Source organism: Roseateles sp. DAIF2 (genome assembly GCF_015624425.1).
In the GTDB taxonomy this organism is placed as follows: Bacteria; Pseudomonadota; Gammaproteobacteria; order Burkholderiales; family Burkholderiaceae_C; genus Kinneretia.
The window spans coordinates 2,942,181-2,959,173 of record NZ_CP049919.1 but is presented as its reverse complement, the minus strand read 5'-3'; the positions used below and the strand labels follow the sequence as shown (position 1 = coordinate 2,959,173).

Sequence of the window (16,993 nt, the reverse complement as noted above, 5' to 3'; positions counted from 1 at the left end):
GGGCCCGGCTCGCTGGTCCATATTCGGGCCACCAGAGCCGAGCCCGGAGCCCGCCGTGGTCCAACCCTCCAGCGCCCTTCCCGCCCCGATCGCCGGTGCCACCGGCCATGCGCAGCAGATCGCCGCCTCGCACGAGCGCTGCCGCGCCTTCGGCCTGGCCAGCGAGGGCCGGCCGGACCTGCACCGCCTGGCGCCGTCCGCGCTGGCCGAGCTGCAGCAGCGCAATGCGCGCCTGTATGCCCAGGCCCTGCCGGTGATGGAGATGCTCTACGAGCAGCTGATGCATGCGCAGAGCATGGTGCTGCTGACCGATGCCAGCGGCTGCATCCTGCATGCCCTGGGCGACCCGGGCTTCCTGCAGCGCGCCGACCAGGTCGCGCTGTCGCCCGGCGCGCTCTGGGCCGAGGCCGACAAGGGCAGCAACGCGGTCGGCACCACGCTGATGACCGAGGCGCCGACCCTGGTCCATGGCCAGGAGCATTACCTGCGCGGCCTGCAGTTCCTGACCTGCTCGGCCGCGCCGATCTTCGACCACAAGGGCGCGCTGCTGGGCGTGCTCGACGTCTCCGGCGAGCGCCGCTCCTACCACCCGCATACCCTGGCGCTGGCCGGCATGTCGGCACGCCTGATCGAGGCGCAATGGTTCGCCGACCGCTTCCGCCACAGCAGCCGCCTGCATTTCCATCCCAGCGCCGCCGCGCTGGGCACCCTGCACGAGGGCCTGCTGGCGCTGGACGAGGACGGCCGCGTGCTGGGCGCGAACCGCCGCGCGCTGGAGCTGCTGGGCCTGGCGCCGATGGCGCTGCGCCGCGAGAGCCTGACCGGCCTGTTCGGTCAGGGCCTGGGCGAGCTGGCCCTGGTCCAGCGCCACCGGGGCGAGCTGCGCCTGGCCTGGGCACGGGACGGCGCGCCGCTGTGCGCCAAGCTGAGCCTGGCCCAGGCCGATCTGGGCCTGCAGCGCCAGCAGGCGCGCGAGGCCTGGGCGGCCGAGCCCGAGCTGCCCGAAACGCCCCCGCCGCCCGGCCGCGTCAGCCTGCGCCAGACCGAGCGCCAGGCGATCGCCAGCGCGGTGCAGGCCGCCGCCGGCAATCTGTCGGAGGCGGCGCGCCAGCTGGGCATCGGCCGCAGCACCCTGTACCGCAAGCTCAAGACTTATCATCCGGCGCCATGAGCGCCCCGATCACCCCTACCCCCACCATCACCCCGGTCCCCCGCCTGAGCAGCCTCTCACATGGCGGCGGCTGCGGCTGCAAGATCGCGCCGGGCCTGCTGTCCGAGATCCTAAAGAACAGCGGCGCCGGCGGCCTGCTGCCGCCCGAGCTGCTGGTCGGCATCGAGACCGCCGACGATGCCGCGGTCTACAAGCTGAACGATCAGCAGGCCCTGGTCGCGACGACCGATTTCTTCATGCCCATCGTCGATGACCCCTTCGACTTCGGCCGCATCGCCGCGACCAATGCGATCAGCGATGTCTACGCGATGGGCGGCCGGCCGATCTTCGCGCTGGCCCTGGTCGGCATGCCGATCCATGTGCTGCCGCCCGAGACCATCGGCCGCATCCTGGCCGGCGGCCAGGCGGTCTGCGCGGCCGCGGGCATCCCGATCGCCGGCGGCCACACGATCGACTCGGTCGAGCCGATCTACGGCCTGGTCGTGCTGGGCCTGGTGCATCCGGACCAGATCAAGCGCAATGCCGATGCGCGCGCCGGCGACCGCCTGGTGCTGGGCAAGCCGCTGGGCGTGGGCGTGCTGTCGGCTGCGCTGAAGAAGGAACAACTCGGCGCCGAGGGCTATGCGCAGATGATCGCCAGCACCACCCGGCTCAACACGCCGGGGCCGGCGCTGGCCGAGCTGGCCGGCGTGCATGCGCTGACCGATGTCACCGGTTTCGGCCTGGCCGGCCATGGCCTGGAGCTGGCGCGCGGCGCCGGCCTGCCGGTGCGCATCGACTGGGCGTCCGTGCCCCTGCTGGCCGGCGTGCGCGAGCTGGCGGCGCAGGGCTTTGTCACCGGCGCCTCGGGCCGAAACTGGGCCTCCTATGGCGAGCAGATCGCACTGCCGGAGGGCTTCGCGCCCGAGGACCGCGCGCTGCTGAGCGACCCGCAGACCAGCGGCGGCCTGCTGGTGTCCTGCGCGCCGGAGGCGGTCGATGCGGTGCTGGCCCTGTTCCACCGCGAGGGCTTCGAGGCCGCGGCCGAGATCGGCGAGGTGCTGCCGGCCTCGGCCGGCGGCGCGCGGCTACAGATCATTACCTGATCGCAAACCCGCGACGCGATGCCGGACTCTGCGCCGGCGCCATACTGTTCAGGTCTTTCTTGTCGGACGGTTTTTCCAGGGAGATACCCCATGACGAACGGACGCAGCAGCAGGTCGCAGGACTTCCCTCCCGGGCTCCAGGGCGGGCTCGAACATGATGCCGAGGACCACCGGATCGGCGAGACCGGCCAGACCGGCCCGGAAGCGCCGGGCGATGTGAACCGCAGCCATCCCGAATGGGGCGGCGGCGAGGCCACACCGCCGCCGAGCGAGACCGACCGCGGCAAGGCCGGCCAGCGCTAGTCAGCCGCCAGTCAAGCGCCGAGGGCCTGCCGGGCCAGTGCGGCCACCGCGAGCTCGCCCTCGGCCTCGTCGCGCTCCTCATCCTCCAGGAACCAGGCGGCCGACAGGCAGGCATGGGCGCAGGTCCATTGCAGCAGGCGCGCCGGTTCCAGCCCGGCGGCCTGCGCGATCACGGCGCTCTGACGCTGGAAGCGCGCCGGATCGCTGCTGGTCGGCAGCTCCGGGTTGCACAGCAGGTTGGCGAAATCGTAGCTCCGCTCGCCGATCACCCGCTTCGGGTCGATCGCCAGCCAGCCGCGCCCGGGGCCGAAGTCCAGCACATTGTCGTGATGCAGGTCGCCATGCAGCAGCACCGGCTCGCCCTGCGGTTCGGCCAGCAGGCGCTGCACCAGGGCCCAGCCCTCGGCCAGCAGGCCGCCCTCGCGGGCCGCGGCCGGCGCCAGCGAGGCGCGGAACCAGTCGCCCAGGTCCAACATGCCCGCCGGCCGCGGCGCCGCGCGCGGCGCATGCAGCCGCGCCGCGACCGCGCAGGCGATGCGGCTGGCCTCGTCGTCGCGGCCGTCCAGCGCCAGCGGGCGCAGGGTCGCGCCGCTCAGCGCCCGCTCCATCAGCACCACGCCCGGCTCATGGGCCAGCACGCGCGCCGCGCCCTCGCCGCCCCACCAGCTCATCACCAGGCCGCCGTAGCGCTCCTCCTCGTTGTCGGCCAGCTTCAGCATCCCGGCTTCGCCCTCGGCGGTGCGCACCGGCAGCAGATGGCTGGCCGGGGTGACGAGCACTGTGCCGTCGGGCTGGAGGTTCCAGCGCCGCAGATAGGGCTCGAACAAGGTCATGCTCATGCAACGGGTTGCAGCAGTTGCAGGATGCGCGCCGCCATGCGTTCGGCCGCGCCGCGGTGCTGGGCCGCGAAGGCGGTCGCCGCCTGCGCCATCGCGCCGCGCTCGGCACCGGCCTCGCCGAGCAGCGCGCGTGCCGCCGCCAGCGCGGCCGGCAGGTCGGCCACGCGCCGCGCCGCGCCGGCCGCCAGCGCCAGCTCGGCCGCCTCGGCGAAGTTGAAGGTATGCGGCCCCAGCAGCAGCGGGCAGCCGCAGGCCGCGGATTCGATCAGGTTCTGCCCGCCCAGCGGCGCGAAGCTGCCGCCCAAGAGGGCCAGGTCCGCCAGGCCGTAGTAGAGCGGCATCTCGCGCAGGCTGTCGCCCAGCCAGACCTCGGCCAGCAGGGCCGCGTCGGGTGGTTTGTCCGCAGCGGCCCAGGCACTGCGCCGCGCCAGGGTCAGGCCTTGCCCCGCGACCAGGGCCGCGACCTCGTCGAAGCGCTGCGGATGGCGCGGCACGATCAGCAGCAGCGGCCGCGCGGCCGGCGGCAGCTCGCGGTATTCGGCCTTGAAGGCCTGCAGCAGCAGCGCCTCCTCGCCCTCGCGCGTCACCGCGCCCAGCAGCACCGGCCGGCCAAGCCGCGCGCGCCAGGCCCGGCCGCGCGCCAGCAGGGCCGCGTCGGGCCGCAGGTCGTATTTCAGGTTGCCGGCCACCTCGGCGCGGGCCACGCCGGCCTCGCGCAGGCGCCGCGCATCGTCCTCGGTCTGGGCCAGGGCCAGGCTCAGGGCCTCGGCCGCCGGCCGCATCAGCGCGGCCAGGCGCCGGCCCTGGCGCAGGCTCTTCTCCGACAGCCGCGCGTTCGCCAGCACCAGGGGCAGGTCTTGCTTGCGGGCCGCGTGCTGCAGCGCCGGCCAGATCTCGGTTTCCATCAGTACGCCGGCGGCGGGCCGCCAATGGCGCAGGAAGCGCCGCACCGCGCCGGGCGTGTCATAGGGCAGCCAGGCCTGGACATCGCTGGCCTGCAGCAGGGCCTGGCCGGCCTCGCGGCCGGTGGCCGTGCCATGGGTCAGCAGTAGTTTCAGGCCCGGCCGCTGCGTGCGCAGCGCCGCGATCAGCGGCGCCGCGGCGCGCGTCTCGCCCAGCGACACCGCATGCAGCCAGAGCCGGCCCGGCTCCGCAGCAGGCCCGCGGTACAGGCCCAGCCGCTCGCCCCAATGGGCCCGGTACAGCGGCTCGGCCGCGCCGCGCCGCCACAGCTTCAGCAGGTACAGCGGCGTGGCCAGACGCAGCAGCGCCGCGTACAGCCAGCGGGCCAGGGTTTGCTTCAATGTGCAGAAGCGGCGAAGGTGGCGTCGGGCTTGACGCGCTTGAGCTGCGCCAGCACATCGTGCTGGATGCGCTCCAGCGCGGCCTGGGTCTGGCCCTCGAAGCGCAGCACCAGCACCGGCGTGGTGTTGGAGGGGCGCACCAGGCCGAAGCCGTCCGCGTACTCGACGCGCAGGCCGTCGATCGTGACGATCTCGGCGGCGCCCGGGAACTCGGCCACCTCCTTGAGCTTCCTCACCACCTCATGGTGCTCGCCCTCGGCGCAGGGCACGTTGATCTCGGGCGTGTTGAAGCTGGTCGGCAGGGCCTGCAGCACGGCGCTGGGATCGGCCGCGCGCGACAGGATCTCCAGCAGGCGAGCCGCGGTGTACATCGCGTCGTCGAAGCCGTACCAGCGCTCGGCGAAGAAGATATGGCCCGACAGCTCGCCGGCCAGCGGCGCGCCGGTCTCCTTCAGCTTGGCCTTGGCCAACGAATGGCCGGTCATCCACATCAGCGGCTTGCCGCCATGCTCGCGGATCCAGGGCGCCAGGCGCTGCGTGCACTTGACGTCGAAGATGATCTCGGCGCCGGGCTGGCGCGACAGGATGTCGGCCGCGAACAGCATGATCTGGCGGTCCGGCATGATCATCTCGCCGTCCTTGGTGACAACGCCCAGGCGGTCGCCGTCGCCGTCGAAGGCCAGGCCCAGGTCGGCCTCGGTCGCATGCACGATGCGCTTCAGGTCTTCCAGGTTCTCGGGGCGCGAGGGATCCGGATGGTGGTTCGGGAAGTCGCCGTCGACCTTGGAGTAGATGTCGATCACCTCGCAGCCCAGCGCGCGCAGGATGGCCGGCGAGGAGGCGCCGGGGATGCCGTTGCCGGAGTCGACGACGATCTTCAGCGGGCGCGCCAGCTTGCAGTCCTTGACGATGCGCTGGGTGTACTCGGCGACGATGTCCATCGATCCGACACGGCCCTGGCCGGTCGCATAGTCCTCGGCCTCGATGCGGCGGCGCAGGCCCTGGATCTGCTCGCCGTAGACGGCGGCGCCCTTGAGCACCATCTTGAAGCCGTTGTAGTCCTTGGGATTGTGGCTGCCGGTCACCTGGATGCCGGAGTTGCAGCCATGCTTGCCGCGCGTCGCGGCCACGTAGTACAGCATCGGGGTCGTCACCGCGCCGATGTCCACCACGTCCAGGCCCGTCGACTGGATGCCGCGCACCAGGGCCGCCACCAGGCCGGGGCCCGACAGACGCCCGTCGCGGCCCACCGCCACGGCCTTCTCGCCGGCCAGCTTGGCCTCTGTGCCGAAGGCGCGGCCGAGATGCTCGGCCAAGATCTCGTCCAGGGTCTGGCCGACGACGCCGCGGATGTCATAGGCCTTGAAGATGGAGGCGTGAACTTGCATGGATTCCCTTTTGCTGCGATTTGAGTAATGCGTGAATCAATCAAACGAATTTCGGGCGGATTGTAGGCATCGCCGATGACGCCCCTGCCGCCCGGCGCGCGGGTTCGCCATTCGTCGGCCCGGTTGGCGATGCGTCGCAGGCCGGCGGCGGCAGAATCGGCGCCTCGCTTAGGCTTGACCCCGATGAACGCACATGATTCCCTGCGCCTGGCCTGGCAACGTTACTGGAAGCTGCATAGGCGCCGCCCCGAGCCCGCCTGGGCCCGGCTGCTGATCACCGCCGGCCTGGGGCTCATGATCCCGAGCTTCTTCCTGTTGCTCGCCCATCTGTTCGGCAACCGGCAGATCAACGGCGCCAGCGTGCTGGCCAGCCTGGGAGCCGGCCTCTTCATCGCCGGCTTCATCCATGCCGGCTATCGCCTGTGCGAGCTGCTGCTGCCCGAGCGCGGCCTGCGGCGCCTGAACGGTGGCGGCTGGCTTGCAAACTGTTTCTTCATCGCGATGCCCATCGTCGGCGTGACGGGCGGCACCTGGACCTACTGGGGACTGCTGGCCTGGATCACCCGGTGGCAGATCCACATGCCCTTCGACAACAGCCGCGCCGCCAGCCAGTTCCTGTTCATCCTGGTCTGCTGCACCGCGCTCGGCAGCTATATGAGCTGGCAGGCCGAGCGCCGCCAGCGCCTGCAGCTGCAGGCCACCGAGGCGCGACTCCTGCACCTGCAGGCCCAGATCGAGCCGCATTTCCTCTTCAACAGCCTGGCCGCGGTGCAGAGCCTGATCGACGTCGCGCCGGAGCGGGCCAAGCTGATGCTGGAGCGATTCACCGACCATCTGCGCCTGAGCCTGGACAGCCTGCGCAACGAGTTCAGCAGCCTAGAGCAGGAGCTGGCGCTGGCCGAGAGCTATCTGGCCCTGATGGGCCTGCGCATGGGCGAGGCGCGGCTGCGCTACCGGATCGAGGTACCGGCCGCGCTACGCGCGCTGAGCATGCCGCCGCTCTTGCTGCAGCCCCTGGTCGAGAACGCGATCACCCATGGCCTGGAAGCCAAGCCCGAGGGCGGCCTGGTGCGCATCGAGGCCCGGTTGGAGCAGGACCAATTGCTGCTGATCGTCGAGGACGATGGCCTGGGCAGCGCCGCCGCCGGCCCGCGCCGGCGTGCCCGGCCCGGCCAGGGCCTGGCCCTGAAGAACATCCGCGAACGCCTGGAGGCCCGCTACGGCGACCAGGCCCATCTGACCCTGCACCCCGGCCCGGCCGGCTGCGTCGCCGAACTGCATCTGCCCGCCCACGAGACCCCATGACCCGAGCCCTGATCGCCGACGACGAATTCCATCTGGCCGAGTACCTGGCCCGCCAGCTGCAGCCCCTGTGGCCCGGGCTGGAGATCGTGCACCTGGCCCGCAACGGCCTGGAGGCCGCCGAGCGCATCGCCGCGCTGGAGCCGGAGCTGGCCTTCCTGGACATCCAGATGCCCGGCCTGAGCGGGCTGGAGGTGGCCGAGGGCATCGAGGGCGCGACCCGCGTCGTGTTCGTCACCGCCTATGACGAGTACGCGCTGCAGGCCTTCGAGCAGGCCGCGCTGGACTATCTGCTCAAGCCGCTGAAGACCGAGCGCCTGGCCCGCACCGTGCAGCGCCTGCAGCAGGCCCTGGCCGCGCCGCCGGCCGAGCCCGACGCCCTGCTGGCCGAGGCCCTGCGCCGCCTGGCCCCGCCGGTGCCTGCAGCGCCGCGCCTGCGCTGGTTGCGCGCCAGCCAGGGCGAGCTGACGCACCAGCTGGAGGTCGACGAGGTGCGCTTCTTCCATGCCGACGACAAGTACACCGTCGTGCAGACCGCCACGGCCGAATACCTGATCCGAACCTCGATCGCCGAGCTGCTGCCCCAGCTCGACCCGCAGCAGTTCTGCCAGATCCACCGCGCGACCCTGGTCAATATGGCCCATCTGGCCGGCACCCGGCGCGACGCCGCGAGCCGCCTGTTCGTGCGCTTCAAGGGTCTGGCGCGCGAGCTGCCGGTCAGTCGCGCCTATGTCCATCTCTTCAAGTCGATGTGAGCCGCCGATGAATGCCTCCGCCCTGCTCAACAGCCCCGCCTTCGCCTGGTCCGCCCTGCTGGTGGCCGGCCTGCTGGAGGTCGTCTGGTCGGTCGCGATGAAGGCCTCGAAGGGCTTCACCGTCTGGCCGGCCACGACCCTGTGCCTGGCCGCCGCCTGGGCCAGCTTCGCGCTGCTGGGCCTGGCGATGCGCCAGCTGCCGCTGGGCACCGCCTACGCCGTCTGGACCGGCATCGGCGCCATCGGTGCGGCCCTGCTGGGCATGCTCTGGTTCAAGGAACCCACAACCGCCGCCCGGCTCGCCTGCATCGGCCTGATCCTCGCCGGCATCGTCGGCCTGAAATTGCTGGGAGACCGTCCCTAGGCGCCCCTAGGAGTAGGTCCGAAAACGGCGAGTCACGGCCCGCGCGCTGCCTATCATGGCGGCATGGACCAGCCACTGCAGCCCTCGCCGCTCGACCCCGCCGCCTGCTACCCGGCCCTGACCGCCCGCGACAGCCGCTTCGACGGCCATTGGTTCGTCGGCGTCACCTCGACCGGCGTCTACTGCCGGCCGATCTGCCGGGTCCGCACGCCCAAGGCCGAGAACTGCCGCTTCTACCCGACCGCCGCCCAGGCCGAGGCCGCGCGCTTCAGGCCCTGCCTGAAATGCCGGCCCGAGCTGGCGCCGGCGCCCGGCCGCGCGGTCTGGAGCGTGATGGACGCCTCGCGCACCCTGGCCCGCGAGGCCGCCGCCTGGCTCGACGCCTGCGAGGACGAGCAGGCCTCGATCGAGGACCTGGCCGCCCATCTGGGCATCACGAGCCGGCACCTGCGCCGCATCTTCGCGGCCGAGCATGGGGTGACGCCGCTGCAATACCTGCAGACACGCCGCCTGCTGCTGGCCAAGCAGCTGCTGACCGACACGGCCCTGCCGGTCACCGCCGTCGCCCATGCGGCCGGCTTCGCCAGCCTGCGGCGCTTCAACGCCGCCTTCCTGGAGCATTACCGGCTGCAGCCCAGCGCCCTGCGCCGCGAGGGTCCGGCGGGCGCGGCGGGTGCGGGCGAGGCCGGCGCCCTGCTGCGCCTGGGCTACAGGCCACCCTATGCGATCGACGCGCTGCTCGAATTTCTGGCGGCGCGCGCGGTCGACGGCGTCGAGCGGGTCGATCCGGCGCGCGGCAGCCTGACCCGCACGCTGCGCCTGCTGCACCGCGGCCAGAGCCATGAGGGCTGGCTGAGCCTGGCTTTCGATGCGGCGCGCCACCAGGCCCTGATCACCCTGTCGCCGGGCCTGTGGCCGGCGGTCGGCGGCCTGCTGCCGCTCTTGCGCCGCTGGCTGGACCTGGACGCCGATCCGGCGCCGATCGACGCCGCCCTGGGCCCGCTGGCCGAACACGAGCCGGGCCTGCGCCTGCCGGGCTGCCTGGACCGCTATGAGCTGGCGGTACGCGCGGTGCTGGGCCAGCAGGTCACGGTGGCGGCCGCGCGCACCCTGGCCGGGCGCCTGGTCGAGCGCTTCGGCCAGCCGCTGGCCGGGGCGCCGGAGGGCGCGGCGCGGCTGTTCCCGACACCCGCGCAGCTGGCCGCCGTGCCGGTCGAGGCGATCGCCGAGCTGGGCATCATCCGGCGCCGCGCCGAGACCCTGATCGCGCTGGGCCAGGCCTGGCCGCGCCTGGCCTTCGCCCGCATGAGCGGCACGCCCGAGGCCGCCGAGGCCGAGCTGCGCGAGATCCCCGGCATCGGCCCCTGGACCGCGCATTACATGCTGATGCGCGGCTGGAGCTGGCCCGACATCTTCCCCAGCGGCGACATCGTGCTGCGCCGCGCGCTGAGCCCGGACCCGCAGCAGCCGCTGTCGGCGCGCGCGATCGACGCCGCCGCCGCGGCCGCCTACCAGCCCTATCGCAGCTATGCGGTGCTGCGTCTGTGGCGCAACGCCGCGCAGAAACCAGCCGCCACCACGCCATGAAGCAGGCCCACCATATTGCTCAGACCCGGCTGGCCACGCCGCTGGGCCCGCTGACCGCCGCGCGCAGCGCCAGGGGCCTGTCGGGCCTGTGGTTCGATGCGCAGCGCCACCATCCCGGGCCGCTGGCGGCCCCGCGGCGCGACGATGATCCGCTGTTCGCGCAAACGGCCACCGTGCTGGCCGCCTATTTCGAGGGCCGGGGCTTGCCGCAAGACCCGACCCTGCTGCCCTTCGATCCGGCCGGCACGCCCTTCCAGCGCGAGGTCTGGAATCTGCTGCTGCGCATCCCCGACGGCGCCAGCCTCAGCTACGGCGAGATGGCGCAGCGCCTGGGCCGGCCGCTGGCGGTGCGCGCGGTCGGCGCGGCGGTCGGGCGCAATCCGGTCTCGATCCTGATACCCTGCCACCGCGCGCTGGGCGCCCGCGGCGAGCTGACCGGCTATGCCGGCGGCCTGGAGCGCAAGACGGCGCTGCTGCGCCTGGAGGGCGTGAGTTTTCGCGCCGATCCCCGACAACAAGAACTCCTCCTACCTCACCTCGCATGAAACCCTTCGACCTTGCCGAGCTGGTGCTGCTGGCCGCCATCTGGGGCGCCTCCTTCCTGTTCATGCGCCTGGGCGCGCATGAGTTCGGCCCGGTCGCGATGGCGGCGCTGCGGGTGGGCATCGCCAGCCTGGTGCTGTTGCCGCTGCTGGCCGCGCGCCAGGGCCTGGCCGAGCTGCGCAGCGCCTGGAAGCCGCTCGTGATGGTGGGTCTGTTGAACAGCGCCCTGCCCTTCGCGCTGTTCAGCTATGCGGCGCTGTCGATCACGGCGGGCCTGTCCAGCATCCTGAACGCGACGACGCCGCTGTGGGGCGCGATCGTCGCCTGGGTCTGGCTGTCGCAGCGCCTGAATGCGCCCCGCATCGCCGGCCTGGTGCTGGGCTTCGCCGGCGTGCTCTTCCTGGCCTGGGACAAGGCCTCGTTCAAGCCCGGCGGCAGCGGCTGGGCCATCCTGGCCTGTCTGGGCGCGGCCCTGTGCTATGGCATCGCGGCCAGCTACACCAAGCGCTTCCTGTCCCATGTCGCGCCGCTGGCGGTCGCCACCGGCAGCCAGGTCACCGCGGCGCTGATGCTGGCGCTGCCGGCCTTCCTGTGGTGGCCCGCCCAGATGCCCAGCGCGCGCGCCTGGATCGGCGTGGTGCTGCTGGCGGTGCTGTGCTCGGCCCTGGCCTACATCCTGTTCTTCCGCCTGATGAGCCGCATCGGCCCCAGCAACACCATCTCGGTGACCTTCCTGATCCCGGTGTTCGCGGTGCTGTGGGGCTGGCTGTTCCTGGCCGAGAGCTTCACGCCGGCGATGGCGCTGGGCTGCGCCGTCGTGCTGCTGGGCACGGCGCTGGCGGTCGGGCTGCTGCCGCGACCAAAGAAGGCCTGAGCCCGGCCCCCCCCCGCGCTCAGAAGTTGTGCCGCATGCCGACGGAGAGCCCGTCGGTGCGCGCCGCGGCCGGGTCGCGGTTCAGCGCGATGAGATTGACCGGGTCGAGCCGGTAACCCTCGCCGAAGCGGTTGCTGAACAGCATCGCGTTCAGCGAGCTGCGCTTGGAGAGGAAATACTCGCCGCCCAGCACCAACGTGTTCTTCTCGCCGTCGCGGCCGGCCACACCGGTCAGCGATTCGCCGCGGTCATGGTAGTAGCCCGCCCGCAGCAGCAGCGGCGCACTGGCCTGCCAGGCCGCGCCCAGGGACAGCATGCGGTTCTCCTGGGTGCGCCGGCCCGCGGCCGGCATGTCCACCTCCGAGCGCAGGTAGTTCAGATACAGGCGCACCGGACCGACCGGCAGATTGCCGCCCAGCCCCCACATGCGCTGCATCGGCACCCGGCCCGCGGGCTTCAAGCTCGTCGGCGCATGCAGATTCATCAGATAGGCGCCGACGGTGTAGGCCGGCGTCGTGCGGACGATGTCGAAGGCATGGCTGCGGCCGGCGGCCTCGTTCAGACCGACGCTGGCGGCGCCACTCCAGCCGTCCGGGCCGTTCAGGCGCAGCTTCAGGCTGTCATCCACCCGGGTGTCATGGCCGGGCACGAAGCGGTTCACGCCGAACAGGCCCACCGGCGTGATGTGAACGCTGGAACCGCCGGCATTGAATACGTCGAGCGAGATGATCACGCGATCGGATGAGACATGGAACTGGCGCCCCAGGGTCAGCACCGCACGGTCGCGCCAGGCCAGGCCCACCGTGCTCTGGCGGGACCAGAAACTGGTGGCACCGCCCGGCCGGGCCTGACCGGCGCCGCCGCTGTCCAGCTTGACGTCGGTCTCGAGCCGCACCAGCGCCGCCAGCCCGCCTCCCAGGTCCTCGCGGCCGCGCAGGCCGATCCAGGAAGCATGCATCGGGCTGTTGCCCAGCTCCCAGCCGCTGGCGTCACCGCCGGCCTGGTGGTTGCGATAGGTCAGGGCCAGGTTCAACTGGCCATAGACCTGCAGCTCACTGCTGCTTCTTTCCTTGCTGGCCGAGGCCGCACCGCCGACCAGCAGGCCGCAGGCGGCCAAGGCGGCGGCCGCGGTCGCCCGCCGCATCTTCTTTTCCCTCTTCAACACCATCATCCCCAACCAGTTGTCGTTGTTGTTCTTCTTCTTTGCTGCCCCTGCGCCCCATGGCGAGGGCGTGATTGTCTACGCTTTGTTGCAGCCCAGTGTTCCGGAGATGGGCGCAGAGCGCCGCACGGCCCCGCCCGGGCGCGGGCTTCCCCTCGCCGGGTATCATCCGCCCCCTGCAAGGTTGCCGCGCCCTCCCGGGTTTGCGGCACCGATCCAGCCGCCGCGGCCTACCTGCCGGACCTGCGGCGGATTGCCATCATCGGCCCCACCCGGGCCCAGGCCCTTGCGCCGCGGGCCTGATCGGCCCGGCAAGCTTCGCCTCCCGCTCCGCCCGCCGGGCCGGCCGCAGCATGCCTGCCCGCCGTGACCGTTCCGAAGAATCAAGAAGTACCCCCGATGTCCTCTCCCGCCCCGCAGACCGCCGCCGCCAGCGCCGAACCGCGCAACTCGCCCCGGCAGGTCGCCGTCGCCTCGCTGATCGGCACCGCGATCGAGTTCTACGACTACTACATCTACGCCGCCGCCGCAGTGCTGGTGTTCAACAGCCAGTTCTTCCCCAAGGGCGATCCGTCCGCCGCGACCCTGCTGTCGCTGTCGACCCTGGCCCTGGCCTTTCTGGCGCGGCCGATCGGCTCGGCCCTGTTCGGCCATTTCGGCGACAAGATCGGCCGCAAGCGCACCCTGGTCGCCTCCCTGCTGACGATGGGTGTCTCCACCGTCGCGATCGGCCTGCTGCCCAGCTATGAGCACATCGGCATCTGGGCGCCGATCCTGCTGTGCCTGTTCCGCATCGGCCAGGGCATCGGCCTGGGCGGCGAATGGGGCGGCGCGGCCCTGGTCGCGACCGAGAACGCGCCGGACGGCAAGCGCGGCTGGTACGGCAGCTTCCCGCAGCTGGGCGCGCCGATCGGCCTGTTCGCGGCCAACGGCGTGTTCTTCCTGGTCAGCTATTTCCTTGGCGCCGAGGCGCTGGTGGAATGGGCCTGGCGCATCCCCTTCCTGCTGTCGGTGGTGCTGGTCGGCGTCGGCCTGTATGTGCGCCTGACCCTGCACGAGAGCGCGGTGTTCCGCCAGGCCGAGCAGCAGGGCAAGAAGCTGCAGGCGCCGGTCGGCGCGGTGTTCAGCCGCCATGGCGGCGCGCTGCTGATGGGCACCCTGATCATGACCACCACCTATGTGCTGTTCTACCTGATGACGGCCTTCGTGCAGGTCTACTCGAAGAGCCCCATCGCGCTGTCGGCCGGCGGCCATGCGACCGGCCTGGGCATCCCTGCCAACACCTTCACCGGACTGCTGCTGATCGGCGCGATCGTGTTCGGCGTCTGCACCCTGCTGGGAGGCCTCTGGGCCGACCGCCTGGGCCGGCGCCGCTGGCTGATCGGCGTGACCGCGGCCATCCTGGCCTTCGGCCTGGCGATGCCCACCTTCCTGGGCCAGGCCGAGCCCTGGCGCCTCTTGGCCTTCATCGCCGTCGGCATGGCGCTGATGGGCGCGACCTTCGGCCCGATGGCGGCCCTGCTGCCCGAGCTGTTCCCGACCGAGGTGCGCTACTCCGGCGCCTCGCTGGCCTACAACCTGGCCTCGATCGTCGGCGCCTCGGTGCCGACCCTGGTGGCGCTGGAGCTGAACAAGGCCTACGGCCTGTCCGGCGTCGGCTACTACCTGGCGGTCAACTGCCTCCTGACCCTGGCCGCGCTCTACTGCTCGCGCGAGACGCGCGACATCGACCTGGCCCGGGTGCACGGCTGAGCGCCCTGCTTCAGTTGCTCAGCAGGATGCTCACGATCAGACCGGTGGCAATGGCGACCAGCACATAGTCGCCGCCGTTCTGCACCCAGTGATAGCCCCGGGGCGGTGCATACAGGTGATGGCCGCGCCAGTCCTCTACCACGTAGTGCCGGCCCCGGTACTCCTGCGGCAGGCGATCGCCGCGGCGCCAGCTGCGTCCATAGCCGTTCGTGCCCTGCGCGGCGCTGTGGTAATGGTCGTTGCGGAACTGCTCGTAGCGCGGCTGGCGATCCCGGCGGTCGTTCGCACGCCGCTCGTCCTGCCGGTCGCGGTCGCGCTGCGCATGGCGGTCGCTGCCGCGTTCGGAGCGCTGTTCGGCGCCGCGCGCCGACGGTCCGCCCTGGGCTTGGGCCATCGAGCCCAGGCATAGCGAGAACGCCATCAAGGTCATGCGGAAGAGAGAGAGGGACTTCATGTTCGACTCCGGCTGCCAGGGCGGGACTGCCCGGGCCTTACCTTAGGGCGCGGGCAAGGCCGGCATCTGTGCAGCAGCGCACCCTGGGCGGCCGCGCATGCAATGTGCTCCGCCGGACAGACCGCCTGCGCGCCATGCCTCACTCTGCGCCTGCAGCCAAACAGGCTGCGTCCCAGATCGAGAACCGTATGAACCACATCAACAAAACCCTGCTTGGCCTGCTGCTGCCCCTGGGCCTGGCACTGGGCCTGAGCGCCTGCGCCGGCATGTCGCGCCAGGATCGCAACACCGCGGCCGGGGCCGGCATCGGCGCCATCGGCGGCGCGGTGCTGACCGGTGGCAGCACCGTCGGCACGGTCGGCGGGGCCGTGGTCGGGGGCGTGATCGGCCACGAGGTCGGCAAGAACCGTCGTGATCGCAGGAACAGCCCGCAAGACGAGCCCGATCATGTGCCAACCTATTGAACGCCCTTGCGTCCGTCCCCATGGGGCCCGAAGGTCCCGCATGCGGCCGCACCTCGGCCTGGTGCTGGGCGGCCTGATCGCGCTGCTCGCGGGGGGCCATGCCGGAGCCGCACCGCTGGACGCGCAGCAGCGGTATCGCCAGGAGCGTGCCGCCTGCCTGGACGGCAGCTCGCCGCAGGCACGCGAGCCCTGCCTGCGCGAGGCCATCGCCGCGCTGGCCGAGGCGCGCCGGGGTCGGCTGGACGGCGGCGAAGCCCCCGCCACGCTGGCGGCCAATGCACTCAAGCGTTGCGCCGTCGTGCCGGCCGACGATCGCGACGCCTGCGAACGGCTGGCGCGTGGCGAGGGCCAGGTGAGCGGCTCGGTGGGCCAGGGTGGCTTGCTCAAGCAGATCGTCACGCGCTCCATTGCCGAGACGCCGACAACGACACCCGCACGCACGCCCTGAAGGGTCAGTCCAAACCGGTACCCGAACGGTTTGGCCGATCCGCGCAGGAACAAGGTAAGCCCGTGTTTCCGAGCAGCGGCTGCCGTCGCGGCTTGAGCGAACATAGGCGCCCCATCAAAGCCCTCGCCCCAAATCCTTGGACCCGATCCTCGCCCAGCTCTCCAGCACCCTGCCCGCCGCCCGTTCGCTCGAACAGCTGACCCGTCCACTGCTGGAGATGCTGCGGGTCGCCACCGGCCTGGAGTCGACCTACCTGACCGAGATCGACCTGGCGGCCGATCGCCAGCAGGTCCGCTATGCCCGCAACGCCGGCGCGATGACGATCCCCGAGGGCCTCAGCGTGCCCTGGGGCGACACCCTGTGCAAGCGCGCGCTGGACGAGGGCCGCATGGCGACCAGCGATGTGGTCGATTGCTGGGGCGATTCCGAGGCGGCGCGCGCCCTGGGCATCCAGACCTATGTCAGCGCGCCGGTGCGCGGCGGCGAGGGCCAGTTGCTCGGCACGCTCTGCGCCGCCAGCGCCGACCGGCGCCAGATCGGCGACGAGGCCGCGGCCATGCTGCAGCTGTTCTCCGGCCTGGTGGCCGGCTTCATCGAGCGCGAGCGCCTGGTCGAGCATCTGCAGGCCGCCAATGCGCGCCTGCTGTCCTATGCGATGCGCGACACGCTGACCGGCCTGCCGAACCGGCGTGCGCTCTACGACGAACTGCAGCGCCTGCTCGCCCAGGCCCAGCGCGACGGCCGCAGCGTGCTGGTCGGCATGGTCGACCTGGACGGCTTCAAGGCCATCAACGACCGCCATGGCCACCAGAGCGGCGACCTGTTCCTGCAGCAGGCCGGCCAGCGCCTGACGGCCTCGCTGCGCGCCGGCGACATGCTGGGCCGGCTGGGCGGCGACGAATTCCTGCTGGTCGGCCCCGGCCCGGCGCTGCCCACCGACAACGGCGGCGGTCCGGTGGTCGAGGCCGGCGAGGCGCCGCAGGCCGCGCTGACCCTGCAGCAGCGCTGCACCGAGGCCACCCTGGGCCGCTACCGCCTGGACACGGCGGAGCTGGACTATGCCGGCGCCAGCGTCGGCGTGCTGGCGCTGGACCCGGCGGGCCTGACGGTGGAGGACGCGGTGCGCCTGGCCGACGCCTGCATGTACCGCGTCAAGCACCAGCGCCGGCAGCGGGCCTCGGCCGCGCCAGCCTGAGGG

18 protein-coding genes are annotated in these 16,993 nt (G+C 72.0%); 13 read left to right on the top strand and 5 right to left on the bottom strand.

The window, feature by feature from the left end:
* Positions 1–55: 55 nt before the first annotated feature.
* The 3 genes from G8A07_RS13470 (at position 56) to G8A07_RS13460 (ending at position 2,559) form a co-directional block, all read left to right on the top strand.
* Positions 56–1,171 carry a sigma-54-dependent Fis family transcriptional regulator gene (locus G8A07_RS13470; protein WP_195797467.1) on the top strand — a complete coding sequence of 372 codons (1,116 nt, stop codon included), beginning with the start codon at positions 56–58 and terminating at the stop codon, positions 1,169–1,171.
* Positions 1,168–2,256: a selenide, water dikinase SelD gene (gene selD, locus G8A07_RS13465; RefSeq protein ID WP_195797466.1), complete on the top strand. Its 1,089-nt coding sequence runs from the start codon at positions 1,168–1,170 to the stop codon at positions 2,254–2,256. Before G8A07_RS13470 ends, selD begins: the two co-directional genes overlap by 4 nt.
* Positions 2,257–2,346: 90 nt before the next feature.
* Positions 2,347–2,559 (top strand): hypothetical protein, encoded by a 213-nt coding sequence (locus G8A07_RS13460; RefSeq protein ID WP_195797465.1) that lies wholly within the window; start codon positions 2,347–2,349, stop codon positions 2,557–2,559.
* Positions 2,560–2,570: 11 nt separating this feature from the next.
* Here the strand turns inward: G8A07_RS13460 and G8A07_RS13455 are convergent, their stop codons facing one another.
* Genes G8A07_RS13455 through G8A07_RS13445 form a run of 3 tightly spaced genes read right to left on the bottom strand, consistent with a single transcriptional unit; the run spans position 2,571 to position 6,090 of the window.
* The gene (locus tag G8A07_RS13455) at positions 2,571–3,398 is read right to left on the bottom strand and encodes an aminoglycoside phosphotransferase family protein (protein ID WP_249937329.1); all 828 of its coding nucleotides are present in this window, start codon (positions 3,396–3,398) and stop codon (positions 2,571–2,573) included.
* Complete coding sequence (locus G8A07_RS13450; RefSeq protein WP_195797464.1) at positions 3,395–4,702, bottom strand: 3-deoxy-D-manno-octulosonic acid transferase; 1,308 nt, start codon at positions 4,700–4,702, stop codon at positions 3,395–3,397. The genes G8A07_RS13455 and G8A07_RS13450 overlap by 4 nt, the downstream gene beginning before the upstream one ends.
* A complete protein-coding gene (locus G8A07_RS13445) occupies positions 4,699–6,090 on the bottom strand; it encodes a phosphomannomutase/phosphoglucomutase (RefSeq protein ID WP_195797463.1) in 1,392 nt (463 codons plus the stop codon). The genes G8A07_RS13450 and G8A07_RS13445 overlap by 4 nt, the downstream gene beginning before the upstream one ends.
* Before the next feature lie 183 nt (positions 6,091–6,273).
* On the opposite strand from G8A07_RS13445, the gene G8A07_RS13440 reads away from it, so the two are divergent.
* From G8A07_RS13440 to G8A07_RS13415, 6 genes are all read left to right on the top strand, one after another.
* Positions 6,274–7,395 carry a sensor histidine kinase gene (locus G8A07_RS13440; protein WP_195797462.1) on the top strand — a complete coding sequence of 374 codons (1,122 nt, stop codon included), beginning with the start codon at positions 6,274–6,276 and terminating at the stop codon, positions 7,393–7,395.
* Positions 7,392–8,147, top strand: a complete 756-nt coding sequence (locus G8A07_RS13435) for a LytTR family DNA-binding domain-containing protein (RefSeq protein ID WP_195797461.1) — start codon at positions 7,392–7,394, stop codon at positions 8,145–8,147. The genes G8A07_RS13440 and G8A07_RS13435 overlap by 4 nt, the downstream gene beginning before the upstream one ends.
* A gap of 7 nt (positions 8,148–8,154) precedes the next feature.
* Entirely contained in the window at positions 8,155–8,511 is a 357-nt protein-coding gene (locus tag G8A07_RS13430; RefSeq protein ID WP_195797460.1) for a multidrug efflux SMR transporter, read from the top strand.
* A 63-nt stretch (positions 8,512–8,574) separates the two neighbouring features.
* Positions 8,575–10,098 carry a DNA-3-methyladenine glycosylase 2 family protein gene (locus tag G8A07_RS13425; RefSeq protein ID WP_195797459.1) on the top strand — a complete coding sequence of 508 codons (1,524 nt, stop codon included), beginning with the start codon at positions 8,575–8,577 and terminating at the stop codon, positions 10,096–10,098.
* Entirely contained in the window at positions 10,095–10,643 is a 549-nt protein-coding gene (locus G8A07_RS13420; RefSeq protein ID WP_195797458.1) for a methylated-DNA--[protein]-cysteine S-methyltransferase, read from the top strand. Before G8A07_RS13425 ends, G8A07_RS13420 begins: the two co-directional genes overlap by 4 nt.
* Positions 10,640–11,515 (top strand): DMT family transporter, encoded by an 876-nt coding sequence (locus tag G8A07_RS13415; protein ID WP_195797457.1) that lies wholly within the window; start codon positions 10,640–10,642, stop codon positions 11,513–11,515. Before G8A07_RS13420 ends, G8A07_RS13415 begins: the two co-directional genes overlap by 4 nt.
* Positions 11,516–11,534: 19 nt before the next feature.
* Here the strand turns inward: G8A07_RS13415 and G8A07_RS13410 are convergent, their stop codons facing one another.
* A complete protein-coding gene (locus G8A07_RS13410; RefSeq protein ID WP_195797456.1) occupies positions 11,535–12,659 on the bottom strand; it encodes a porin in 1,125 nt (374 codons plus the stop codon).
* A 417-nt stretch (positions 12,660–13,076) separates the two neighbouring features.
* On the opposite strand from G8A07_RS13410, the gene G8A07_RS13405 reads away from it, so the two are divergent.
* Positions 13,077–14,429 (top strand): metabolite/H+ symporter, encoded by a 1,353-nt coding sequence (locus tag G8A07_RS13405; protein ID WP_195797455.1) that lies wholly within the window; start codon positions 13,077–13,079, stop codon positions 14,427–14,429.
* Between the two features lie 10 nt (positions 14,430–14,439).
* Here G8A07_RS13405 and G8A07_RS13400 read toward each other — a convergent pair whose 3' ends face one another.
* Positions 14,440–14,883 carry an RcnB family protein gene (locus tag G8A07_RS13400; protein WP_249937328.1) on the bottom strand — a complete coding sequence of 148 codons (444 nt, stop codon included), beginning with the start codon at positions 14,881–14,883 and terminating at the stop codon, positions 14,440–14,442.
* 188 nt (positions 14,884–15,071) lie between these two features.
* Here G8A07_RS13400 and G8A07_RS13395 point away from each other — a divergent pair, with 188 nt between their 5' ends.
* The 3 genes from G8A07_RS13395 (at position 15,072) to G8A07_RS13385 (ending at position 16,990) form a co-directional block, all read left to right on the top strand.
* Complete coding sequence (locus tag G8A07_RS13395; protein WP_195797454.1) at positions 15,072–15,347, top strand: glycine zipper 2TM domain-containing protein; 276 nt, start codon at positions 15,072–15,074, stop codon at positions 15,345–15,347.
* Positions 15,348–15,387: 40 nt separating this feature from the next.
* Positions 15,388–15,795 (top strand): hypothetical protein, encoded by a 408-nt coding sequence (locus tag G8A07_RS13390; protein WP_195797453.1) that lies wholly within the window; start codon positions 15,388–15,390, stop codon positions 15,793–15,795.
* Positions 15,796–15,931: 136 nt separating this feature from the next.
* Positions 15,932–16,990, top strand: coding sequence for a sensor domain-containing diguanylate cyclase (locus G8A07_RS13385; protein WP_195797452.1), 1,059 nt, complete (start codon positions 15,932–15,934; stop codon positions 16,988–16,990).
* Positions 16,991–16,993: the final 3 nt, after the last annotated feature.